18 protein-coding genes are annotated in these 22,607 nt (G+C 71.2%); 7 read left to right on the top strand and 11 right to left on the bottom strand.

Annotated features, from left to right (window positions below; translation table 11 throughout):
- Positions 1-42 precede the first annotated feature (42 nt).
- On the top strand, positions 43-1,482 hold the full coding sequence (locus tag FL344_RS29880; protein WP_141588323.1) for a glutamine synthetase family protein: 1,440 nt from the start codon (positions 43-45) through the stop codon (positions 1,480-1,482).
- Positions 1,483-1,556: 74 nt separating this feature from the next.
- Here the strand turns inward: FL344_RS29880 and FL344_RS29875 are convergent, their stop codons facing one another.
- A complete protein-coding gene (locus FL344_RS29875) occupies positions 1,557-2,834 on the bottom strand; it encodes an APC family permease (protein WP_141620936.1) in 1,278 nt (425 codons plus the stop codon).
- Between the two features lie 181 nt (positions 2,835-3,015).
- Between FL344_RS29875 and FL344_RS29870 the strand changes: the two genes are divergently transcribed.
- The 6 genes from FL344_RS29870 to FL344_RS29845 all read left to right on the top strand — a co-directional run bounded on the left by FL344_RS29870 (position 3,016) and on the right by FL344_RS29845 (position 13,374).
- Positions 3,016-4,539: a hypothetical protein gene (locus FL344_RS29870; RefSeq protein WP_141620928.1), complete on the top strand. Its 1,524-nt coding sequence runs from the start codon at positions 3,016-3,018 to the stop codon at positions 4,537-4,539.
- Between the two features lie 203 nt (positions 4,540-4,742).
- Positions 4,743-5,255, top strand: coding sequence for a hypothetical protein (locus FL344_RS29865; protein WP_141588325.1), 513 nt, complete (start codon positions 4,743-4,745; stop codon positions 5,253-5,255).
- A 5-nt stretch (positions 5,256-5,260) separates the two neighbouring features.
- Positions 5,261-5,941 (top strand): hypothetical protein, encoded by a 681-nt coding sequence (locus tag FL344_RS29860; protein ID WP_141620927.1) that lies wholly within the window; start codon positions 5,261-5,263, stop codon positions 5,939-5,941.
- A gap of 182 nt (positions 5,942-6,123) precedes the next feature.
- Entirely contained in the window at positions 6,124-7,872 is a 1,749-nt protein-coding gene (locus FL344_RS29855) for a sigma 54-interacting transcriptional regulator (protein WP_141620935.1), read from the top strand.
- Positions 7,869-11,756, top strand: a complete 3,888-nt coding sequence (locus FL344_RS29850) for an SUMF1/EgtB/PvdO family nonheme iron enzyme (RefSeq protein WP_141620926.1) — start codon at positions 7,869-7,871, stop codon at positions 11,754-11,756. Before FL344_RS29855 ends, FL344_RS29850 begins: the two co-directional genes overlap by 4 nt.
- A 208-nt stretch (positions 11,757-11,964) precedes the next feature.
- A complete protein-coding gene (locus FL344_RS29845; protein ID WP_228565478.1) occupies positions 11,965-13,374 on the top strand; it encodes an ADYC domain-containing protein in 1,410 nt (469 codons plus the stop codon).
- Position 13,375: 1 nt separating this feature from the next.
- Here the strand turns inward: FL344_RS29845 and FL344_RS29840 are convergent, their stop codons facing one another.
- From FL344_RS29840 to FL344_RS29795, 10 genes are read right to left on the bottom strand one after another with little or no spacing between them, the layout of a single operon-like run.
- Positions 13,376-14,275, bottom strand: a complete 900-nt coding sequence (locus tag FL344_RS29840) for a MerR family transcriptional regulator (protein WP_141620924.1) — start codon at positions 14,273-14,275, stop codon at positions 13,376-13,378.
- Between the two features lie 15 nt (positions 14,276-14,290).
- A complete protein-coding gene (locus FL344_RS29835; RefSeq protein WP_141620923.1) occupies positions 14,291-15,157 on the bottom strand; it encodes a MerR family transcriptional regulator in 867 nt (288 codons plus the stop codon).
- Positions 15,154-15,831, bottom strand: a complete 678-nt coding sequence (locus tag FL344_RS29830) for a lysophospholipid acyltransferase family protein (RefSeq protein ID WP_011551023.1) — start codon at positions 15,829-15,831, stop codon at positions 15,154-15,156. The genes FL344_RS29835 and FL344_RS29830 overlap by 4 nt, the downstream gene beginning before the upstream one ends.
- Complete coding sequence (locus tag FL344_RS29825) at positions 15,828-16,178, bottom strand: lycopene cyclase domain-containing protein (RefSeq protein ID WP_011551022.1); 351 nt, start codon at positions 16,176-16,178, stop codon at positions 15,828-15,830. Before FL344_RS29825 ends, FL344_RS29830 begins: the two co-directional genes overlap by 4 nt.
- A complete protein-coding gene (locus FL344_RS29820) occupies positions 16,175-16,561 on the bottom strand; it encodes a lycopene cyclase domain-containing protein (protein ID WP_141588332.1) in 387 nt (128 codons plus the stop codon). The genes FL344_RS29825 and FL344_RS29820 overlap by 4 nt, the downstream gene beginning before the upstream one ends.
- Positions 16,558-17,682, bottom strand: coding sequence for a glycosyltransferase (locus tag FL344_RS29815; protein ID WP_141620922.1), 1,125 nt, complete (start codon positions 17,680-17,682; stop codon positions 16,558-16,560). Before FL344_RS29815 ends, FL344_RS29820 begins: the two co-directional genes overlap by 4 nt.
- Complete coding sequence (locus tag FL344_RS29810) at positions 17,679-18,605, bottom strand: carotenoid 1,2-hydratase (RefSeq protein ID WP_141620921.1); 927 nt, start codon at positions 18,603-18,605, stop codon at positions 17,679-17,681. Before FL344_RS29810 ends, FL344_RS29815 begins: the two co-directional genes overlap by 4 nt.
- Positions 18,602-20,059, bottom strand: a complete 1,458-nt coding sequence (locus FL344_RS29805) for an NAD(P)/FAD-dependent oxidoreductase (RefSeq protein WP_141620920.1) — start codon at positions 20,057-20,059, stop codon at positions 18,602-18,604. The genes FL344_RS29810 and FL344_RS29805 overlap by 4 nt, the downstream gene beginning before the upstream one ends.
- 60 nt (positions 20,060-20,119) lie before the next feature.
- Positions 20,120-21,130, bottom strand: coding sequence for a phytoene/squalene synthase family protein (locus tag FL344_RS29800; RefSeq protein ID WP_141620919.1), 1,011 nt, complete (start codon positions 21,128-21,130; stop codon positions 20,120-20,122).
- Complete coding sequence (locus tag FL344_RS29795) at positions 21,127-22,605, bottom strand: NAD(P)/FAD-dependent oxidoreductase (RefSeq protein WP_228565477.1); 1,479 nt, start codon at positions 22,603-22,605, stop codon at positions 21,127-21,129. The genes FL344_RS29800 and FL344_RS29795 overlap by 4 nt, the downstream gene beginning before the upstream one ends.
- Between the last annotated feature and the right edge of the window lie 2 nt (positions 22,606-22,607).

Here is a 22,607-nt window from a genome sequence, read left to right as displayed (position 1 = left end):
GCCGCACCGACGGCGAAGAATCCGGCCTGGGAGGCACGAACAATGGACGCGAAGGGGCTACGGACGTTCCTGGAGATTCCCTACGACGAGCTCGAGGAGCGCAACCTCAAGGTCAAGGAGCAGCGCCTCAAGCACATCGCGCCGGAGAAGCTCCGTGACGAGCGCATCGAGTACCTGACGAAGGAACGCGCCATCAAGGCGGTCACCGTGTGCTTCACCGACCTTGAGGGTCGGCTGCACATGCTGGACTACGACAAGAAGTTCCTCATCAAGAGCGCCGACAACCTCACCTTCGACGGCTCCTCCATCCGGGGCTTCTCCGCGCAGCAGGAGAGCGACCTGCGGCTGAACATCGACTGGAGCGCCTTCTACTGGCTGCCCTCGGACATCTTCGGTCCGGGCAAGGTGCTGGTGTTCAGCGAGGTGCACGAGCGTGACGGCACGCAGTACCACTCCGACCTGCGTGGCCGGCTGAAGCAGCTCACCGAGTCGATGTACCAGAAAGACGGCACGGTGGTTCACGCGGCGCCTGAAATCGAGGGCTTCCTCTTCAAGGGCCGCGACGCCGAGCACCACTTCCACGAGAAGGGCCACTTCGACTTCATCTCCACCGGCGGCTACTACCACTCGCTGCCCGGTGACGTGCTGCGCACGTTCATCGACAAGGTGGCCGAGGCCCAGCGCGCCATGGGCTTCCAGAACGAGAAGGACCACCCCGAAGTGGCGCCCAGCCAGTTCGAGATCAACTTCTCGTACAGCGAGGCCCTCATCGCGGCCGACCAGATTCAGCTCTACAAGCTGCTCAGCCGCCAGGTGGCCGCGCAGTTGGACTGCACCGCCAGCTTCCTCCCGAAGCCGGTGACGGGCGTCAATGGCAACGGCATGCACATGAACCTGTCGCTGTCCAAGGGCGGGAAGAACCTCTTCCACGACCAGAACGGACCGGACGGCCTCAGCCCCATGGGCTGGGACTTCATCGACCGCCTCCTCACCAGCGCGAATGACATCTGCCTCACGCTCAACTCCAGCGTGAACGCGTACCGCCGCCTGGACCCGCACTTCGAGGCCCCCAACCAGATCAAGGCCAGCGCCAACAACCGCGGTGCCATGGTGCGCATCCCCTTCGGGAACGAGCGCAGCGCGCGCATCGAGTGCCGCTCGGTGGCGCCGGACGCCAACCCGTACCTGGTGCTCTACACCCTGCTGCGCACCGGCCTGGAGGGCCCGCAGCCGCAGGAGGACGCGGAGACCAAGCGCAGCCGCACCCGCTTCCTGCCGGACAACATCTTCGACGCCATCCGCATCTTCAAGGGCAGCCAGTTCGTGGCGTCCATCCTGGGTGAGGGCGTGCAGAGCAAGTTCGCCGAGCTCAAGACGAGCACGGCCGAGCGCAGCCCGAAGCAGCTGGGCACCCGTGTGAAGTACTCGGAGGTCAAGTTCCACCACGAGGTCACCAACCAGTACCTCTGGAACCAGTTCTAGGAACGGACGTCCGCACCGCCGGATTTCAGGAGCCGCCGCCCTCCCGCGACATGGGGAGGCGGCGGCTTCGTCCGTTACAGCGGCTCGCTGCGAAGCGCCGCTGACGGCTCGGAAGTCCGGGGCCGCGACAGCCGCAGCAGCACCACGCCAGCGATGAGGGTGAGGGCCATGGTGACGCCTTCACGTGGGTTGGCGCCGAAGGCCACCAACGTCAGCCCCAGCCCCAGCGTGGGCACCGCCAGCAAGGCGTGAAGCGGACGCAGCCCCCGCTCGCGCCGCCAGGCCAGCGCGGCCAGCGCCGCGGACGTGACGCCGTACTGCATCAGCACCGCGATGCTGGAGAGGGCGAACAGCTCCGACAGGTCACCCAGGTTGACGAACAGCAGGACCAGCGCCCAGGTGACAGCCAGCGCGCGCACCGGCACGCCTCCGGCGGACATCCCGTCCAGCCCCAGCAGCGTGTGCGCGCCCGACGCCAGCGCGGACAGGTAGCGCGGCGTCGTCACCATCATCCCCAGGCAGATGCCCAGCGCGGACACGCTGGTGCCCGCCTTCACCCACCCTTCGAGCCCGGGCCCGCCCCACACGCCCGCCGCCGCGGCCAGCGGCGCGGCCTGTGAGGCCAACTCCGGCAGCGCGGCCACGCACGCCCACACCAGGCCCACGTACAGCAGCACCGCCACCAGCAGCGAGCCCACCGTGGCCAGCGGCACGGTGCGCGACGACGAGCGCACCTGCCCCGCAATCACCGGGACGATTTCGAAGCCCTGGTAGGCGAACATCACCGTCAACCCCGCCCGCAGCCACGACACGTCCACGGCCGGGCCCGCGGGCACCACCGCGGCGGGAGGTGGCCCCGACAGCGCCAGGAAGGCCACCAGCAACGCGGCCAGCGGCAGCAGCTTGAAGACGGTGAGCGCCGTCCAGGTCCCCGCCGACACGCGGATGCCGGACGCCACCACGCCCGCCAGCGCCGTGACGAGGGCGGAGGCGAGCACCGACTGCCCCAGGGCGCCCTCCAGACCCAGGGAGGGCGCCACCGCCTGGGAGAGGCCCGCCACCACCGCGGCGGTGCTCAGGAACGCGCTGACGTAGGCCACCCACCCCACCAGGAAGGACGCCCGCTCTCCAAAGGCCGCGCGCGCGAAGAGGACGGGCCCGCCGTCCGCGTCGAAACGCCGGCCCAGCACGGCGAAGGCCAGCGCCACCGGTATCAACGCGAGCCCGGTGAGCGCGAAGGCGGCAATAGCGCTGGCACCCGGCGCCAGCGCGGCGACCTCCGCCGGGGCGAAGAAGATGCCGACGCCGACGATGCCATTGACGCCAAGCGAGAGGAGTTGGAACGGCCCCACCGGGCGCGACGCGGATGCGACAGCGGGGGCGGAGGAAGGAACCGGCACGGAGGCAGTTCACTACACCTCAGCGCCTGACACCAATGCACCGGGTGGGTCCCCCCGATATGGTTGTGGGCGCCGAGCGTTTCAGCCCGACATCCAGGCCGTTTGCCTGAAGCACGGCCCTGAGGAGGGTTCGATGCGGCTTCACGGTGCGCTGATGGGACTGACTCTGATGTGCGCTGGCTGCGCGACGCTGAGCCGGGGTTTCGGCGCCACGGCCAACGAGGACACGGGCGAGTACGAAACGCCGGCAGAAGAGCTGGTGTACATCGTCCCCGCCGAGGACGCGATGATGGTGGCGCGCCGCATCCTGGAAGAGCAGCGCTACGACGTCATGGAGAAGGAAGGCGGGCTGGAGATGTTCTCCTCCGCCCATGAGCCCGGAAAGAACATGCCGGGCCTGCGCACCATCGAGCGCTACTACATCAAGGGCGAGCGGCTGGGGCCGCGGCAGACCGTCGTGCGCGTCTTCCGGCTCAGCTACAACGAGATGGATACCCAACTGGAGATTCCGCCACAGGTGGCGGGCAAGCGGGAGGCGGCCATGTTCGCCGCGCTGGATGCCCATCCCTTTGACGCCACGCGGGACGCCTTCACCTACGCGAACGGCCCCAATGGCCCCCGGGCGGTGCCCATGGAGGACCCGTTCAAGAACGCGCCGGGCATGGAGCGCATGCGAATGGTGCGCGGCGTGCGCGACCTGGACATCGAGCGGACCTTGCTGCAACGGCTGGAGATGGTGCCCGCCCTGGAGCTGGTGGGCAGCAACGCGCCCGTGCCCATCCGCTCCGTGACGCCAGAAGGAGGACAGACGGAGCAGGCGCAGCAGGCGCCGGAGTGTGGCACCCCGGTGGACGGCGCCGGCCCGCTGATGGCGCCAGGGCACGTGCTGCTGCTGGCGGACCCCCTGGGCACGCGGGAGTTGCCCGCGGCGGCGCTGCGGATGCTCTGTGAAGCCACCGCCCAGGGCCTGCCGGTGACGCTGGCGCTGTCGCTGCCCGCCTCCGAGCAGCCGCTGCTGGAGACCTACCTGGCGAGCCCGGGCCAGCACCAGGACCTCCAGACGATGATGAGCGAGAGCCCCTTCTGGCGCCGCACGTATCAGGACGGCCGCAGCAGCAGCGCCATGCTCTGGCTCATCGAACAGGCACGCCGGCTGCGCGCCGCTGGCAAGGACATCTCCGTGGTGGCCTTCGACGCCGAGAAGGCCCAGGGCAACGAGCGCGAGGCGGAGATGGCCCGGCACCTGCTGGCCCACCAGCAGACACGCGCCCAGGCCTGGACGCTGGTGCTCGCGGGTGGCACGCACGTGCGGACGGCGGGCGTGAACTGGGACAGCGACTATGCGCCGCTGGGAGCGCGGCTGGCCCAGGTCCTCCCGTCGGTGCGCGCGCTCGACGTGGGCTTCACGCGAGGCACGCAGTTCTCCTGCCGCTTCAACGTCTGGGACGCGGTGGAGTGCAACGTGTTCGCCATCAGCCCCACGAAGGAGGTCCGGCAGAAGCCCGACATCACCTCCGGGGTGCGGCTCTTCCCGCAGCCGCTCGCGGAGGGCTTTCACGGCCGCCTCTACGTGGGGGCGCTGAGCGCGTCACCTCCGGCGCTCCATCGGCTGGCCCCCACCACCGCCGCCCAGACACCGCCCGCCACCTCGCCGTAGAAACGGCAAGTCCTGCCGGGGCTGGCAAGCCTTGCCGCACCGGAATGGCGCGGGCGCGGCAACATCTGCTTCACCTGCCATGGATTCCCCGGCACGGACGCCGTGCAATGGCTGGCATCCGGGTTGCTCTTCCCCTGCTCGCCACGCTCCGCCGGCCCGCATGACGCGGTGCCGCGACGAGGCGTGAAGCCAGGAAGAGCTCCATGAAGAAGTCGCTTTCGTTCGTGTCGAAGTCCGTTGCCGCGCTCGCGATGCTCAGCACCCTGCCCGCCTTCGCGGGGACCGCGACCTACTCGGGCGCGCTCTGTACGTCGGTCTCGGGCTTCCACAACCCGACCGTCTTCCGCAGTGGCCGCCTCCTCAACTCCAACGCGAACACGCTCGAGGTCGTCTGCCCGATTCAGCGCAACATCGCCGCGCCCTCCTTCTCTGAATCGCTGTCCGTCAGCGTCACCGCGCTGGACCCGCACCTGACGGAGAACGTCTGCTGCACCGCGACGGTGGCCGAGAAGGATGGCTCCTCCCTGGCTTCGTCCTCTGCGTGCTCCAGCTGGGGTGCGGACACGGCCAACCACAACTCCTTCTCCATCAACCTCCCGTCGGTGTTCGCGGGCATCAACGGCTACGTGAGCCTGCGCTGCGTGCTGCCGGGGCAGTACACCAGCGGCTCCAGCACGTACGCGTCCGTCCTCGCCAGCTTCGTCGTCACGGAGTAGCCACCATGCGACAGGTTCGTTGGGGAATCCTGGGTCTGGCCACGGCCGCCGTTGCCGCCGCCGGTGGGTGGAGCATGTGGGGGGCCACGCCCGAAGCCACACCGGCGCGCGCGGAAGCCGCCGAGGCCCGGCCCGGGTCCCCAGCGGACCTGACGTCGGAAGTGCGGGCATTGCGCGCGGAGCTGGAGGCGCTGCGCCGGGGACACGGGCACCTGCTGCAACGCGTGGAGTCCGTGGGGCGCCCCGCGCCGTTGCCCGTGCCCGAGGAAGCGGCAGCGCCCGGAACCCAGGCGGCAGCGCCCACCGCGCAAACCCTGGCCGCGCGGGAGGTTGCTCGCGAGGAGCGGCGACAGGAGTTGGAAGCCGAGCTGCAGGCCGCCGCCCATACCGAGCCGCGTGACAGGGAATGGGCGGGACAGACGGAGACGCTCGTCACCCGTGCGTTCAGCGGTCCGGACTTCGCGGGCTCACGTCTGACACGCGTGGACTGCCGCACCCGGATGTGTGTGCTGGAGGTGGAGCATGACGCGGCCGAGGCACGCGCGGAATTGCTGTCATCCCTGATGATGGTGAACGGCCTGCAGGGGCAGGCGGTGATGCGGCTCGCGGACGACGGAAGCCGGCTGGCCTCGCGCATCTATCTGTCGCGCGCGGGGGAGTCTCTTCCAATGACGCTGCGGCCATGAGCCAGCCAGACGTGTGGAATCCGAGCCGGCGCATGCCCGGGCGGCCCCCCGGTTGCCCGGTCCAGTGTGGGCGTGCCAGCATTCCCAGGCCCGACATGGCCCATTCACAGCCCAGTGCCCGCGACACGCGCCCTCTTGGGAGCGCGCCGGAATCCTCAGACTCCGGCGCCTCGTATCTCCTGGTGTTGGAGGGAGACTCGACGTCTCGGTTCTCCCTTCCCGCCGAAGGCGTGGTGCTGGTGGGCCGCGACGAACAGGCGGACCTGTGCCTGCGCGACGACAGCGTGTCACGCCGCCATGCGCGTCTGGTGTTGACGGAGGAAGGCGCGCGTCTGGTGGACCTGGGCAGCCACAACGGCACCACCCTCAACGGCCGCCCCGTGGACACCGCGCAGCCCCTGCTGTCCGGTGACGTGGTGTCCTTTGGCGCGGTGGTCGCGGTGGTGCGCACGCGTGCACGCGCCGCGCCCGCGCACGCCCCGCTCCAGGCGGAACGGCTGATGGCGCGGCTGCGAGAGGAAGCGGAACGCGCCTTGCGGTATGGCCGGCCGCTCACCGCGCTGGTGCTCGCGCTGCCACAGCAGGGCTGCGTGGGACACGAAGCCGCGGAGGCCCTGCTGGCGGCGGAGGCGGGCCCCGCGGAAGCCGCGGGCTGGCTGGACAGCTCTCACCTGCTGTGGATGATGCCCGAGGTCTCCGGAGAGCCGGGCGAGGATGGCCTGGGTGAGCGCGTCGGTGCGCTGCTGGCCGCATGTCCCCAGGGACGCCTGGGCATCGCGACCTGTCCTTCGGACGGCTGCGACGCGGAGTCCCTGGTGGCGGCGGCGCGTGCAGCGGCCCGGACCGCGGTGTCCGGTGCGTGGGCTCCCGCGGCTGAAGGCATCACCCGCCTGACGTTGGCGGACCGCACCGTGCTGGTCGCGGACCCCGCCATGGCGCAGCTCTACGCATTGCTGCGCAGGCTGGCGGCCAGCGAGCTGCCCGTGCTGGTGTGCGGTGAAACCGGCGTGGGCAAGGAGAACGCCGCCTTCGCCGTGCACCACTGGTCTCCGCGCTCGGACAAGCCCTTCATCGCCATCAACTGCGCGGCCCTGCCAGAGGGGCTGGTGGAGAGCGAGCTCTTCGGCCACGAGCGCGGCGCCTTCACGGGGGCCAACACCACACGCGTGGGCCTGTTGGAGAGCGCCCAGGGCGGCACCGTCTTCCTGGACGAGGTGGGCGAGCTGCCTCCCTCCGCGCAGGCCAAGTTGCTGCGCGCGTTGGAGGTCCGCCGCATCACCCGCGTAGGCGACGTGCGGGAGCGCCCCATCGACTTGCGCGTGGTGGCCGCCACGCACCGGGACCTGGAAGCGGAGGTGGCCGCGGGGCGGTTCCGGGAGGACTTGTACTTCCGGCTCGGCGCGGCGACGGTGCTGCTGCCACCGCTGCGAGAGCGCCCGCGCGAGGTGCCGCTCCTGGCGCGCGACTTCCTGGCCCGGGCGTGCCAGTCGCTGGGCCGTGAGGAGATGGAGCTGTCCGCGGGCACGCTGTACGCCCTGTCCCGCCATGCGTGGCCCGGCAACGTGCGCGAGCTGCGCAACCTGATGGACTACGCGGCGGCCGCCGTGCCGGAGAACGTGGTGGAGCCGCACCACCTTCCCTCGCGCATGCAGCCTCGTGGCGCCAGCGCGCCCGCACAGTCCTTGGCGCAGGACATGGGGCCTGCTCCCGCGGTGGCCGAACGGGTGTCGCCCCAGAAGACGCGGGTTCCCCTGGCCCAGGAGATTCGAGACCTGGAGCGCCGCCGCATGCAGGAAGCGCTCGATGAGGCAGAAGGCGTCCAGACTCGCGCGGCGGCGATGATTGGCATGCCCATCCGGACCTTCTCGTTCAAGCTGAAGCAGCTTGGGCTGCAACCCCGCACCTCCCGCAAAGGGCCGCCCATCGGATGAAATCCTCCTCCGGGCGATTGGATCCCCCCGCGGAGTTCGAGGAGTACCGGCTGCTGCGCCCCCTGGGGCACGGCGCCATGGGACAGGTGTTCCTGGCGCAGGACACGCTGTTGGACCGGCAGGTGGCGGTGAAGTTCATCGCCACGGCGCAGGGCCGGCTGCCGGACGCGGCGGCGCGCGCGCGCTTCTTCCAGGAGGCGCGCGCCATCGCCCGGCTCCAGCACCCCAACGTGGTGGCCATCCACCGCGTCGGCGAGGTGCGCGGCCAGCCCTACCTGGTGTCCGAGCTCATCCGAGGAGAGCCGCTGGACCGATTGCAGCGGCCGGTGGATGCACAGCGGGCGCTCGCGTTGGGCCTTGGGCTCGCCAGAGGGCTGGCCGCGGCGCACCGGCGCGGCATCCTCCACCGGGACATCAAGCCCGCCAATGCCATCCTGTCCGAGGACGGCGAGGTGAAGCTGCTCGACTTCGGACTCGCGGAGTCCGCGTTCGCGGAGGAGGAGCTCCCCGCCTCGGCGGCGGGCGCAGACGTTCCGGCGTCACCAGGACGGAGCCCCAAAGATACCCGGCCGATGCCTGGGCCACGGCCCACGGACACCCGGCCGCTCTCCATCATGCAGGGGCGCGATACCGGCCCGCGCCCCGACACCGGGGCAAGCGACGCCCCGTCGCCGCACGCCGATGAGGCCCGCCAGGATTTCGTTCCAGGCACGCCGCTCTATCTCGCGCCCGAGCTGTGGCGCGGTGAGCCCGCCAGCCGGGCCAGCGACGTCTATGCGCTGGGCGTCCTCCTCTACGAACTGTGCGCGGGCCACGCGCCCCATGAGGACGTACCGTTGGAGCAGCTCGGGGCCGCGATACAGGAGCGCCCCCCGCCCCCCCTCGCCGAGCGCGCACCAGGAGCGTCGCCAGCCTTCGCCGCCATCGTGGACCGATGCGTCGACGCGGACCCGGCCCGGCGCTACGAGTCGGGTGACGCACTTCGGGAAGCACTCGAAGCGCTGAGCACGCCCACGCGCGCCAGTGCCATCCCCGCTGGCAATCCCTACCTGGGCCTGCGGGCCTTCGATGCCGCGCACCGGAGCGTCTTCTTCGGCCGCGAACCCGAGCTGCGAGAGGCCCTGGACCGGCTGCGCGGCGACACCTTCGTCCTGCTGGCGGGCGACTCCGGCGTGGGCAAATCCTCGCTGTGCCGGGCAGGCATTCTCCCTGCTGTCAGCCAGAGCGGCCTGGAGGATGGCGGGCCCGCATGGGCAGTCATCTCCGGGACACCCGGGCGCCGTCCGCTGGAGACCTGGGTGGAGCTGCTAGCCCCCGTGGTCGGAGAGAGCGCGGATGCCTTGCGCGCACGCCTCGCCACCGAGGAGCCCGGCGTCCTGGCCCGAGCCCTGCGCCGCCGGCCCACGAACGCTCCACCCCTGCTCCTCTTCATCGACCAGCTCGAGGAGCTCGTCACCTTCTCGGAGCCCACGCAAGCGGCCCGGCTCGCCGAGGAACTGGCCCTGGTGCTGCGTCGCTCGCCCCGCTTCCGCCTCCTCGCCACCGCTCGCAGCGACTGCCTCACACGGCTGGTGGCGCTCCCAGGTCTGGGTGATGAACTTCCGCGCGCGCTCCACCTGCTGCGCGCCCTCTCCGAACACGGGCTGCGAGAAGCCGTGGCGGGCCCCCTCCGCGTGCTGGGCATGCGCTTCGAAAGCCCCGCCATGGTAGACGCACTGGTCGCCTCCGCGGCGCGGGCCGAGGGAGGGCTGCCCCTGCTCCAGTTCGCGCTGGAGGCACTCTGGGAGGCACGAGATTCCCAACGCCAGCTCATCCCCGCCGCCGCACTGGAGGCCCTGGGCGGCGTGGAAGGCGCGTTGGCCCGTCACGCGGACGCCGTGGTCGCCCGTCTCCGACCCGAGCAACGGCCTCGCGCCCGGGCGATGCTCCTGGAGCTGGTGACGCCCGAGGGCACGCGCCTGCGCCGCACCCAGGAGGAGCTGCTGCGTGGTCCCGACGATGACGCCGGACGCGCGGTGCTGGACGGACTGGTGCGCGGCCGGCTGCTCACCGCGGGCGAGGCCGAGGACGGAGACGGCGTGTACACGCTGGCCCACGAGAGCCTCGTCACCGGCTGGGACACCCTGCGCGGGTGGTTGGGGCAGGACGAGCAACGCCGGGCCGTGCGCATGCGCCTGGAGCGCGCCGCCGCGGAGTGGGAGCGGCTGGGCCACCCGCCCGAGTTGCTCTACGGCGAGCGGCAGCTCACCGAGAGCCGCGCCGCGGGCCTTTCCCAAGTCGAGAAACCGCGGGAGCGCGACTTCCTCTCCCGCTCACGAAGGGCCGTGCGTCGACGCCGGGTGACGCGCTGGCTGGCCGTGGCCCTGGTGCCCCTGGTGCTGGGAGGCGTGGTGGGCGTCACTCGCGTGCAGGCCCGGGCGCAACTGGATGCCCGCATCAACCGCCACCTGGACGAGGCCCAGGCGCAGCAGGTCGCGTTGGACATGCACCGCGCCAAGCTGGACCAACTGAGCGCCGAAGCCTTCACCCTGTTCGACACGCCGGGCCCTCAGAACCGCGAAGCGGCCGAAGCCGTGTGGAGCCGCGCCCAACAGACCCGGCAGGCGGTGGAGGAGACCGCGCTGCGCGCGATGTCGGAGCTGGAGGCCGCCTGGGGCCTGGCGCCCGGAAACCCTCGGGTGAGCCCGCTCATGGCCAACTTGTTGGTAACGCGCGTGGAGTTCGCCGAACAGGAACGCCAACCCGAGCAGCGCGCGCAGTGGCTCGCGCGGCTCGGGGCCCATGACCCCATGGGCGAGCTGCGCCGGGGGCTGACGGCACCGGCACGGCTGACGCTCACCAGCGAGCCCGCGGGCGCTCGCGTGCGGCTGCTGGAGCCCACGCCAGAGGGAGCGCCCGTCCCGGGACGCGACCTGGGACAGACGCCCCTGCAGGAGGTGGCACTGCCCGCGGGGTCCCACCTCCTGGTGCTGGAAGCGCCGGGCCGGTTTCCGGTGCGCGTCCCCGTGCTCCTCGCATCCGGCGAGCGGCTGGCGCTGGACGTGCCCCTTCCAGCCGCGGAGTCGGTACCCGAGGGCTTCGTGCACATCCCCGCCGGACGCTTCCTCCAGGGCGCGTCGGAGAGCGAGTACCTGCGGCGTGCCTTCTTCTTCGCGCCGCCACTGCACCCCGTGGACACGGGCGCGTACCTCATCGCGCGGCACGAGGTGACGTTCGCGCAGTACATCGCCTTCCTGGAGACGCTGCCCCCGGAGGAGCGCGCCGCGCGGATGCCGGGCTCGCGCCGCCGCCTCACCGTGGTGGACCTGGCCCACGAGCCAGACGGCCGCTGGCGGCTCACCCTGCGCCCCGCGTCCGCCAGCTACAGCGTGAGGGACGGTGAACGACTGCGCTACGGCAAGCGGGACCGCCGGCAGGAGCAGGACTGGCTGCGCTTCCCCGTGTCCGCCGTCTCCTTCGACGATGCCCTGGCCTACGTGGCGTGGCTGGACCGCACCGGTCAGGTGCCGGGCGCGCGCATGTGCACGGAGCGGGAGTGGGAACGGGCCGCGCGAGGCGCGGACGGCCGCCGCTACCCCGCGGGCGACTGGCTGGCGCCGGACGACGCCAACCATGACGCCACCTATGGCCGGGAGCCCTGGGGCTTCGGCCCCGACGAAGTGGGCAGCCACCCGCGCTCGCGGAGCCCCTTCGGCGTGGACGACATGGTGGGCAACGTGTGGGAGTGGACGCGCTCCGACGTGGACCCGGAGAAGCCGTCCGCCCAGGGCGGCAGTTGGTACCAGAGCGACCTGACGGCCCACACCGCCAACCGGGACCGCGTGGAGCGGACGCAGCGAGAGGCCCTCATCGGCTTTCGCGTCTGCGCCACGCCGCGCCCCTGAACGGGCGCCCCCAGCCGGCAATCCCTGCCAGCCCCCTGGCAATCCTTGCCGTCCATTCCTGCCCGCAACGCATGCCAGGACACGGCTGCCTGCAAGTCCTGCCAGGGACGCCGGCCACCGGGCGGCATGCGCTGGGTGGCATGGCGGATGCTCTGTCACCGCGTACTCCACGATGACCGAGGTGTCTCACGTGACGCTCCGCCTCCGCATGCTCCCGCCCTGTCTCGCCATCTACCTGCTCTCCGCCTGCGCGCCCCCCGTGGACGAAACGGACACGGCGCTGACCCAGCAAGCCTTCGCGGGTGACGAGGAGGACCCCGACTCCCACTCCCAAGGCACCCAGCTCCACGCAACTCCCGTGCGCACTGTGATGTACGACGACGCACTCGTGCAGCACGACGGTGCGCTCCGGGTCGCCACCCTGAAACTGATGCGCGGGGAAATCGTGGCCAACATGCCCCTCTCCGTGGATGGCACCACGCCGAGCATGATGTTTTGCGGCGGGGGGGCGCCCGCGAACGAGACGCGAAGCTGTGGCTTCATCGTGGACGGGCAAGGCGTCTGTTCGCCAGGAAAGGCCGTCGCGCTCGTGGGAGGCGACAGCGGCTCCCTTCGAAACCGGTGTACGGGGGCCCCCGTGGTCCGCGTCTGCGCGGGCGAGGCCCCGTGCGAGCACCAGGGGCCGGGCTATCTCGCCTCCGCCAACAGCAGCTTCTCCCTCAACAACTGCCCCGCTGTCACGTTCACCTGTCCCTCCAGCGGCGTGTACACCGCGCTCGCGGGACCGGGCACGCCCAACACCACCTGGGTGATGCAGCTGACGAGCCGGTCGAGCACCTACCCCACGACACGCAAGGTCCTCCGAGGCGAGGAGCTGATTGGCGCGCGGCTCCGTCAGCCGTCCACGGGCCCCGCCCTGGTGGTCGAGGACGTCATCAACGGGAACGCGCTCCCCAACACCGAAGGCTCCGGCATGTGGGAGCCGAGCGGGTACACCTTCCTCTACCAGGTGCGCTACACGACGGCGTCCGTGCCCCTGTGCCCGACTGGGGCGAACTGGGCCGTGCCAGTGAAGGGACTCTTCGACCTGCAGGGCACCCGGTACGAGAGCCCCCGGGGCTTCACGCTGGGCTGCGACGCGGGCGTCATCGCCAAGTGCTACCGCTGGGGCTACCAGCCGTGGCTGGACGGCGCGACGCCCGGGCCCGTCACAGAGGCGCACTGGTCCTGCACCCGCATGGCGCGCGCCGACTACTGTGGCCAGGGAACGTCCTTCACCCTGGACGGCACCCGCATCCGTCCCTGGGACGCCCTGACGCCGGCCATCATCTCCGCGCCCTCGCCGGACTCCAGCTCGAATGACCTGACCTTCGAGGCGGGTTGGAACACCGCGGGCCCCGCGTGCCTCAGCCACCTGCGCTGGAAGCACCTGACCGCGCCCTGCGTGCCGCTCAATCCCCCCATCTACGATGAGAACGGCAACATCGTGAACGACTGCAGGGACCCGAACACGCCCTACGCCCCGGGCAAGTGCGCGGAGATTTGCGACGACGCAGCGCAGGCGGCCCTGTACTACGGCAGCCGCGTCTTCAACCACTCCGCCATCAACACGCCCTGACTCACGTACCCGCGAGGCGATCCCAGTCCTCCTCGCCCTGGAAGACGTGCACCGCCAACCGCTCGCACACGGCCTGGTGCGAGCGCGCGGCGGCGCCGCCCACCCAGACGGGCAGCCCCCTGGGCAGCGCCTGCCTCAAACGCGTCAGGGTGTCCTCGAAGGACTCGGCGCTCCGGCTGGCCACCGTGGACAGCCCCACGAAGTCGGGCCGCAGCGCCAATACCGCGCGGCCCAGGTCCTCCGCGGGAACGCGCTGCCCCAGCAGCGTCACCCGCACGCCCAGGTGCCGCAGCCGCAGCGCTGCTCCCAGCAGGCCCATCTCGTGCTCCTCTTCTGGAAAGCACGCCAGGACGCCATGCCGGTGCCGCCCCAGGGGCGCCGCGTGCAGCAGGCTCACCAGCCGCGCCCGCACCATCTGCGACACCAGGTGCTCCTGCGCCACCGTCAGCGTGCCCGACTCCCAGCGCTCGCCCACGTCGCAGAGCAGGGGCGCCAGCACCTCATCGAAGGCCTTGAGCGGGGGCAGCGCGGCCAGCACCTCGTCGAGCACGTCCGACACGCGCGGCTGGTCATACGCCTGGGCGGCGGCGAGCACGGACTCCCGCCACGTCTCCGCATGCGGTCGCGCGTCCGGGCCGGCCCCCCGCCCCGCGGCGTCCGCCTCCAGCCCCTCCATCAACTGAGGCAGCAGCTTCGCCGCCTCGCTGATGGCCACGCCTTCGTCGGTCAACCGCTTGAGCTGCTTGAGCACCGCCACGTCCCGGTCCGTATAGGCGCGGTAGCCCGCGGGGGTGCGGCGCGGCGTGAGCACGCCGTAGCGGCGCTCCCAGGCCCGGATGAGCTCCACCCGGACTCCTGCCAACTCCGCGGCGATGTTGATTCGATAGGTGCGCTCAGCCATGTCGCTACGGCAAGACTACGGGCGATTCTGAGCGTTGCGCACCTGGTTCCAGATGGCCACCAGCTCTTCCGACGACTCCGCGTACTGCGCGCCGAGCGAGAAAATGGCCTTCAGGTGCTCGCGAGCCCCCAGCCCGCCGACGACCACGGGAAAGGGCGCGCAGGCCCGGAGCGCGTCTTCCAGGACGGACGCGAACTCCTCCGGCGCACGGGCGCGCACGAAGGACAGCGCCACCACGTCCGGCCGCACCTGCACGCAGGCCCCTTGCAGCGCCGCCGCCGGGGTGTCCGCGCCCAGCATCGTCACCCGCCACCCCTTGCGCTTGAGGTGGATGCCCAGCACCAGCAGGCCACCTTCATGGTGGTCCCCCGCCGGGCAGGCGAGCAGGGCACGAGGGCCGGCAGGCGCGGAGGACAGGGCGTCATATACCTGCCGCAGGCGCTGGCGGATGAGGGCGGAGGCCAGGTGCTCCCGCGCGACGTCCAGCCGCACGCCCATCTCCCGCAGCAGGGGCAGCAGGAAGCCGTCACAGTAGGCCCCCACGTCCATGACGGTCTGCGCGTCATCCAGCACGCGCGTCACCTCATCCCCTTCCAGGACCCCCACGGAGGACCAGAAGCGCTCGCTCAGGCGCTCGGCTTCGGGCTGCTCACGCGGCGGCTCCGTCTTCACCTGGGCGATGGCCTCGCTCACCGACAGGCCTTCCTCCTGGATGAGCCGGGCCACACGGCGGACGGCCTCCACCTCCTCGCGCGAATAGACGCGGTAGTTGTTGCTTTCGCTGCGCAGCGGACGCGGGAAGCCGTAGCGCCGCTCCCAGGCGCGCAGCGTCGCCTCGCGGATGCCCGTCATGCGCGCGATGGTGCGGATGCGCAACGTCATGACGCCAGCCCCCGGGCCGCATCCCAGCGCTCCGCCACGCCTCGCGCTCCGGACACCCTGCGCGTGAAGCCCTCCATGGACGTCACCGCCGCCAGTCGCCGCACCACCGTCTCCAATCCCTCCTGGAAGACGGACATGTCACCGGGCGGATGCGGGGTGCCCACCTCCAGCAACACGTCTGGACGCTCGTGTTCGAAGAAGCCGTAGCGCACCGCGATGGGCAGGCACTCCACCTTCGACACCCGCGCCAGCAGCTCCACGCCCCGCTCCAGTCGCAGTGGGAGCACGCCGAAGGGGCGGTGCTCGCCCTCCGGGAAGACGAACACCACCGCGCGGGGCTTGCGCAGCAGCTCCTTCGCGTAGCGCAGCGACGCCACCGGCGACGTCGCATCCTTGCGCCGGATGCTGAAGGCGCCGATGCGCGTGAGGAAGCGGTAGCGGCGCAGGTTCTCCTCATCCATGAGGCAGTAGCCGTCCCAACCCGCCGTCTGGCAGAGCTGGTTGAGCACGAAGCCGTCCCACCAGTTGGAGTGGTTCAGGTACACCAGCCGGCCCGGCCCTCCCGGCGGAAGCGCCCCACGCACCCACAATCCCCGGAACGCCGAGCGGAACTTCCATCCGATGTACCGGTCCCACGCCCAGCCCAGCGGGCCGCCTTTCGCCGCGTGAATCACGACGCCCGGGCCTCCCCCAGCAGCGCCACCAACCCGGTGAACAGCGCCAGGCCCAGCGACACCAACACGCTGGTAATCAGGAAGAAGACCACCTCTTCCAGGGGCACCACGCCCAGGTACACGCCCAGGTGCTTGCCTTCACCGAAGTTCCAGATGCCGGTGGAGATGGCCAGGTGGTCCGCGATGGACAGGTACAGCCCCATGATGAAGGCCGGCGGCAGCACCGCCTTGAGCACCGCGCCGGAGCGTTCCTTGTAGTGGCGCACCAGTACCACCAACTGGAAGGCGATGACCGGCAGCGTCCAGCCCAACAGGTGGATGAGGTATGCCCACTTCGTCTCCATCATGGCGCCACCTCCCGAGCCGTCAGCGCGCCGTCGCGGCGCTCACCCGCCTCCGCCGCGGGCCGAGTCGCCTGGGCATCCGGCGCCAGCGCACGCGCCAGCCGAGCCTGGGCCCACAGCCCCACCAGCAGCGTCTGCAGGCCGAAGAAGAGGTACTCCTCCAGAGGCAGGTACCCCAGCTTGATTCCCCAGATGCGCTCGGGGTCGAAGCCCCACAGGCCCCACTTCACCGCCAGGTTGTCCCAGGGCGACGTCGCCGCGTACACGACGATGAGCAGGAGCCCCATGGGCGCCAGACTCCTGGCCGTGAAGGTGCGGCGGTAGCGCCACGCCAGGAAGAGAATGGGCACCACCACGAACAGCCCGAGGAATCGCGCGTACGTCATCCGGGTCCTCCACTCAGCTCCGGAGCCACCCGTATCATTCGGCCTCCGGGTCGCAACGCATAGGTCTGCCCTCGCCACGTCACCGTGCCCTGCCGCCACAGCGAGCGCAGGAAGGCCGCCAGCAAGAGCGCTTCGCCCAACAACCAGTCCGTCACCGCGCAGGCCCGCCCCGCGTCCGCCACCGGCGCGTGGAGCCCGGCCAACCGCAGCGCCAACAAGGTCCGCACGGCCACCAATCCCACCACCGAACCCACCAACACGGGCGACCCCAGCGCCGCGGCCAGCACCGTCAGCGGCAGCGTCGGCGTGAAGAGCAGCGGCACCGTGGGATACAGCGCGGGCCGGTGACTGGCCAGCACCTGCATCCAGCGCGTGAAGCGCGACAGGGGCGCCGCCCAGGGCACCTCGGCGTCCAGGGGGACCACCGCCGGGGCGCGGCTCAGCACCACGCCCAGTCCCTGGGCGTGAAGACGCTTGGCCAACTCAAGGTCCTCGCCGATGTGGTCCGCGAGGCGCCGCAGCGACGCCACGGCCACGGGAGACAAGCCCAAAGCCTTGCCACACACGGCCTTGGCGCCCGCGCTCATCGCATCCAGGGCCCGGAAGCTGTGGTGGGTGTAACGCAGAAGGCCCGCCATGGCCCGGCTCGCGCCGTCCCGAGGCCCTACAGGCAGCGGCGCCGCGGTGCTCAGTGCGGCGCCCACGGCCACTGGCACGGCCAGGCCCACCACCAGCGCGCCCGTCACCGCCACGTCCGCGTCCACCGACAGCACCACCCGGTCGCCCAAGGGCAACACGTCCAGCGCATAAAGCAGGTGTCCCACCTTCCGGTTGGGCGTCAGCGGATCGCTGGGGAGCCACCGCACGCCCGGGGCGAGCCGGGGACGGTAGGGCGACACCACCACCTGCTCCAACGGCCCGGCGTAGTCGATGGACTGCGCCAGATTCTCCAGCTCTTGAGGCGTGGGCGCGTCCACCGGGCGCAGCAGCAACACGGGCGGCAGCGCACCGGGCTGAGGAGCGGCGCCAGCCCGCGCGCGCGACAGACGCACGCACGCCACCGCGCTGAAGCCCGTGGCCACGGCGCACCACGCCAGGGACGCGAGGACGAGCGCGCTCATGCCGCCCGTCCCATGCGCGTGCGGAAGTGCGCCATCCAGCGGATGAAGGGTGAATGGAAGCGACGGAAGTCCGCCACCTCGCCCAGCGAGTCCAGAGGCCCCTGGCGCGCCTCCAGCCGTGCGTAGAAGGGCGACGACTCCAGCAGCTTCGGCTGTCCCACCACCACGTTGCCCGCGTGCAGGCGTGACGGCACGCGCAGGCCCCAACCCGTGATGTGGGTGGGCCGCGCCTCCACCAACGCGGGGCCCCGTTCGCAGCGCACTCCGAGCGCGCCCGCCACCACTCGCAGCGGCGCGACACCTTCAGGCAGGTGGTAGTCCACCACCGTCTCGTCCTCGCGGTGCGTGCGAGCCCAGTGCCACCCCGACAGCCGCGCGCCCAGCAGCTCTCCGCCGTGGTTGGTGTCGTGGTAGCCCAGGCCACTCGCCTCGATGCCCAGCGAGGACACCTCCAGCCGTGCCTGCGAGCGAGGCGCCAGCGCCTGCCAGTAGTGCGGCAGCCCCGGCATGAGCTGCACCACCTCGCCCACAGGGGTCATCGGCTCCAGCGTCAGGCTCGCCCGCACGGGCCGGCCCCACGGCGCCGTCCCATCGTCCACGGCCATCCGCACCGTGCCGTCCCCCTCGTACGACAGCGTGGAGCGACCGATACGCAGCCGGCCCGGAGCATCCAACTCCGCGCGCGCGTACTCGCTGAGGACCCACAGCCGCCGCACACCCGCGTGGTACAGCGCGAAGTTCACCGCGCTGTGCTCCAGCGGCCGTCCGCCCCGCCGCGCCGCCACCGAGTACCGGGGCGAGAACAGCGAGCCCAGCATGAAGATGCACACCGCGCTGTAGGGCCCCGCGGTGACGTCCGCATAGAACCAGCGGTAGGTGCCCGCCGCGTCCGGCAAGGCGGGGAGTTTCGCCAGGCACATCATGCATCCCTCCGGAGGTGCTGCGAAGCCAGCTCCGCGGCGAAGCGACCGGACAACATCACCAGCGGCACGCCGCCGCCTGGATGCGTGCCGCCGCCCGCGAAGAACAGGCCCGGCGTGTTGCCGCGGATGCGCGGTCGGCGGAAGGGGCCGAACTTCCCGTGCGGCAGGAAGCCGTAGATGGAGCCGCCCGGAGCGCCCTGCGCGGCCAGGTCCACCGGCGAGCGCTGGCCGATGACTCGCACGCGCCCCTTGAGCGCCGGGTAGTGCCGGCACAGGCGCTCCAGCATCTGCGCCTTCACGCGCTCGGCGCCTGCTTCCCAGTCGCGGGTGGCCTGCTCCGCGCCGCGCGCGTCCACGGGCAGCGCGGGCGCGTTCACCATGACGAACAGCCCGGTGCGGCCCGGAGGCCCCATGCTCTCGTCGGTGGCGGAGGGGTTGCAGAAGTACACCGTCGGGTCGGACGCGAGCTGTCCGCCGAACAGCTCGTCGAACTCGCGCCGGTAGTCACCGCCGAAGAGCACCGTGTGGTGCGGTAGAGCCATGCGGCCCTCCACCTCCAACAGCAACACGAAGCCAGACAGCGCCAGCGGCTCCTCCGCGCGAGCGAGCCGCTCCAGCGGGTCCGCGTTCACCACCACGCTGTCGAAGCGCTCCGTGCCCTCCTGCGGGCCCACCTGGTAGCCCTCGCGCGTGCGCTCGAAGCGAGCCCGCGTGTCCAGGTGGATGCGCACGCCCAGCCGGCGCACGGCCTGCCCCAGCGCATCCACCAGCGCGCCGATGCCGCCGCGGACGTGGTGCACGCCATAGGCATGCTCGATGTGGGGAATCAGCGCGAAGGCCGCGCTGGCCGCGTAGGGTGACGCGCCCGTGTACGTGGCGAAGCGGCCCACGTACTGCCGCAGGTGGTCCGTCTTGAAGTGCCGGGCCGCCAGCTCGTGCAGCGTGCCCATCTTCATCCCCGCCAGGACGGCCCCCACGCCGCGCTTCGCCACGCGCGTCATGAAGCCCCCCATGCCCTCGAAGGGGGCCTCCAGGTATGGCTCGCCCGCGGCCCGCCAGATGGCCGCGGCCTCCGTGTAGAAGCCGCGGATGCCGTCGCGCTCACCCGGACGGACACCCGCCGCGCTCTCCGCCATCCGCTCCACGTCCTTGTAGGCCGTGAAGTCGCACCCGTCCTCGAAGCGGTAGGCGCACTGCGGCTCCAGCTCCGTGAAGCGCGGCAGCAGGTCCTCGGCGCCCAGTTGCTGGAAGGTGCCACGCACCAGGTGCGGCAGCGTCAGCAACGTGGGTCCCGTGTCCAGGGTGATGCCATTCACGGTGACGGCCTGGGCCTTGCCGCCCAGCGAGGCGCCCCGCTCGAACAGCGTCACCTCATGCCCGTCCTTCGCCAGCAGCCCGGCGGCCGTCAGTCCACCGATGCCGCCGCCCACCACCGCGACGCGGGTGCGCTTCATGCTCCACCTCCCATGCGTCGCCGAAGCGGCGTCTTCATTCCCTCGCCACGCATGACGCCCTCACCCTCCCGCCCTGGTGGGGAGCAGCGGCATGCGCACCTCGCCCTGGGGAGCGGGCAGCACCGCGGCGGGCCGCACCATGGCCGCGGAAGCCAGCGCGAGCTTGCGGCGCGTCGTCACGTGGGCCCGGGCGCTGAACACGTCGTAGTCGCGCGCTTCGATGTCGCGCAGGATGTCGCCGTAGATGGCGCCCATCAGCCGCACCATCCGCTGACTGCCGAAGCCCGTCAGGTAGCGCACCCCGGCCGCCGCCCGCGCGTAGTACGCCCGCGAGCGCTCCACCTGGAAGCGCATGAAGGACCGCCAGCGCGCGTCCACCTGTCCGCGCCGCAAGTCGTCCTCCGACAATCCGAAGGCGGCCAGCTCCTCGGCGGGCAGGTACACCCGGCCGCGCTCCCAATCTTCGCGCACGTCGCGGAGGATGTTGGTGAGCTGCATGGCCCGGCCCAGGTCGGCCGCGGGCTCCACCGCCGCCGCATCCGAGCACCCCAGCACCGGCGTCAGCATCAGCCCCACCACACCCGCCACGCGGTAGCAGTAGAGGTCCAGCTCCGCCCAGGTGGCGTAGCGGTGCTTCGTCAGGTCCATCTCCATGCCGGAGATGAGGTCCTGGAAGGGCTGCTCCGGAATTCGGAAGTGGCGCACCGTGTGCTCGAGCGCGGCGAACTCCCGCGCATCCCACGGCGTCGCGGCCTCGCTGCCCTTCACCCGGTCCGCCGGCGGGCCCAGCTCGCGCGAGGCCAGCTCCGGCATGGGCAGGTACAGCTCCGCCACGCGCTGCCGCGCCCGCGCCAGCCGCACCGGCAACGCATCGGCCGCGCTCGCCGCGTCGTCCCCGTCCACCATGTCGTCCAGCCGCCGGCAGAAGGCATAGAGCGCGAACGCCGCCCTCCGCCGCAAGCCGAAGAGCAGGTACGAGGCGAAGAAGAAGCTCTTGGCGTGATGGCGCGTCACCTGCTTCGCCAGCACATAGCCGCGCTCCACCAGCGCCTTGTCGACAGACGGGCTCACGCGGCCACCCCTTCCAGCGGCGTGGCGGCGGCCGTCCGAGGCGACAGCGAAACGCCCTGCGCGTGGGCCCACGTCATCAGCCGCTCCGTCACCAGTTGCGCGGAGATGAGCACCGTGGGCAGCCCCGTCCCCGGCTGCGTGGAAGCACCGACGAAGAAGAGGTTCTTCACCCGCGCGTCCTGGTTGGACGGACGGAAGGGGCCAATCTGCGTGAAGTTCTGGGACAGGCCGAAGGCGCTGCCACGCGCCAGGTTGAAGGTGCCGGCCCAGTCATCCGGGGTGAAGACGCGCTCCACCTCGACGTCCGACTCCAGCGACGGGAAGCCCAGCTCCGCCATGCGCGCGAAGAACTTCGCGCGGACCTTGGGCCCCTCCACCTTCCAGTCCAGGTCCGGGTGCTGGTGCGGCACGGGCACCAGCACATAGAGCGCGTCCTTGCCCTCGGGCGCCAGGGACGCGTCGGTGCGCGTGGGCGCGTTGACGTAGAAGCTGGGGTCCTCCGGCACTCGGAAGCGCTCGAAGATGTCGTCGAAGGAGCCCTTGTAGTCCCGGCCGAACACCACGTTGTGGTGCAAGAGCTCCGGGTAGCGCCGCTTCATGCCCAGGTAGAGCATGTAGCCGCTGGACGTGTAGCGCAGCTTCTCCTTGCGCTTGAGCGTCGTCGCCTTCGGGTCCAGCAGCTTCTCGTACGCGTAGGGCAGGTCCGCGTTGCACAGCACCGCGTCCGCCTCCACCACCTCGCCGCCCTCCAACCGCACGCCTCGAGTCCGGCCGCCATCGGTGAGGATGCGCTCCACGGGCGCGCCGTAGTGGAAGCGCACACCCTCCTCGCGCGCCAGCCGCTCCAGGGCCTGGGGAATGGCATACAGGCCCCCCTTGGGGAACCAGATGCCCACCCCCAGCTCGGAGAAGGGCAGCAGGCCGTACACCGCGGGCGACGCGTAGGGCGACACGCCCAGGTACATCGTCTGGAAGGTCATCGCCGCGCGCAGCCGCTCGTCCTGGAAGAAGCGGCTGACGTCCCCGTACATGCGGCGGTGGGCGCGGACCTGGAAGATGCGCGCGAGCACGCGCGGCGAGAGGTAGTCGCGCAGGCCCGCGTAGTTGCGCCCCACCAGGTGGTCCAGGCTCGTTCGGTACTGGACGCGGCCCTGGGCCAGGAAGGCGAGGTAGCGCGCGTAGCTGCCGGGCTCCACGCGCTCCAGCTCGCGGCCCATGGCGCACAGCTCTGACGTGAAGGTGACATCCGAACCGTCCCGGAAGTGGACCCGATAGTTCGGGTCGCACTTGAGCAGCGTCAGGTAGTCCTCGATGCGGCGGCCCACCGCGCGGAAGGTCTCCTCGAACACCTCCGGCATCAGCACGATGGTGGGGCCCAGGTCCCACGTGAAGCCATCCACCTGCAATCGGTTGCAGCGCCCGCCCGGTCCCTGCGTCTTCTCGAAGACCTGGACGTCGAAGCCCTGGTGCGCCAGCC

Source organism: Myxococcus sp. AB036A, assembly GCF_006547355.1.
Taxonomy (GTDB): Bacteria; Myxococcota; Myxococcia; order Myxococcales; family Myxococcaceae; genus Myxococcus; species Myxococcus virescens.
The sequence above is the reverse complement of the archived record's forward strand: the minus strand, read 5'-3'. Positions and strand labels throughout refer to the sequence as shown.

What these genes read in the sequence shown, in the direction of transcription:
- FL344_RS29880 (WP_141588323.1), top strand. Translation starts at nt 43, where the DNA reads ATGGACGCGAAGGGGCTACGGACGTTCCTGGAGATTCCCTACGACGAG.
- FL344_RS29870 (WP_141620928.1), top strand. Translation starts at nt 3,016, where the DNA reads ATGCGGCTTCACGGTGCGCTGATGGGACTGACTCTGATGTGCGCTGGC.
- FL344_RS29865 (WP_141588325.1), top strand. Translation starts at nt 4,743, where the DNA reads ATGAAGAAGTCGCTTTCGTTCGTGTCGAAGTCCGTTGCCGCGCTCGCG.
- FL344_RS29860 (WP_141620927.1), top strand. Translation starts at nt 5,261, where the DNA reads ATGCGACAGGTTCGTTGGGGAATCCTGGGTCTGGCCACGGCCGCCGTT.
- FL344_RS29850 (WP_141620926.1), top strand. Translation starts at nt 7,869, where the DNA reads ATGAAATCCTCCTCCGGGCGATTGGATCCCCCCGCGGAGTTCGAGGAG.
- FL344_RS29845 (WP_228565478.1), top strand. Translation starts at nt 11,965, where the DNA reads ATGCTCCCGCCCTGTCTCGCCATCTACCTGCTCTCCGCCTGCGCGCCC.
- FL344_RS29840 (WP_141620924.1), bottom strand. Translation starts at nt 14,275, where the DNA reads ATGGCTGAGCGCACCTATCGAATCAACATCGCCGCGGAGTTGGCAGGA.
- FL344_RS29835 (WP_141620923.1), bottom strand. Translation starts at nt 15,157, where the DNA reads ATGACGTTGCGCATCCGCACCATCGCGCGCATGACGGGCATCCGCGAG.
- FL344_RS29825 (WP_011551022.1), bottom strand. Translation starts at nt 16,178, where the DNA reads ATGATGGAGACGAAGTGGGCATACCTCATCCACCTGTTGGGCTGGACG.
- FL344_RS29820 (WP_141588332.1), bottom strand. Translation starts at nt 16,561, where the DNA reads ATGACGTACGCGCGATTCCTCGGGCTGTTCGTGGTGGTGCCCATTCTC.
- FL344_RS29815 (WP_141620922.1), bottom strand. Translation starts at nt 17,682, where the DNA reads ATGAGCGCGCTCGTCCTCGCGTCCCTGGCGTGGTGCGCCGTGGCCACG.
- FL344_RS29810 (WP_141620921.1), bottom strand. Translation starts at nt 18,605, where the DNA reads ATGATGTGCCTGGCGAAACTCCCCGCCTTGCCGGACGCGGCGGGCACC.
- FL344_RS29805 (WP_141620920.1), bottom strand. Translation starts at nt 20,059, where the DNA reads ATGAAGCGCACCCGCGTCGCGGTGGTGGGCGGCGGCATCGGTGGACTG.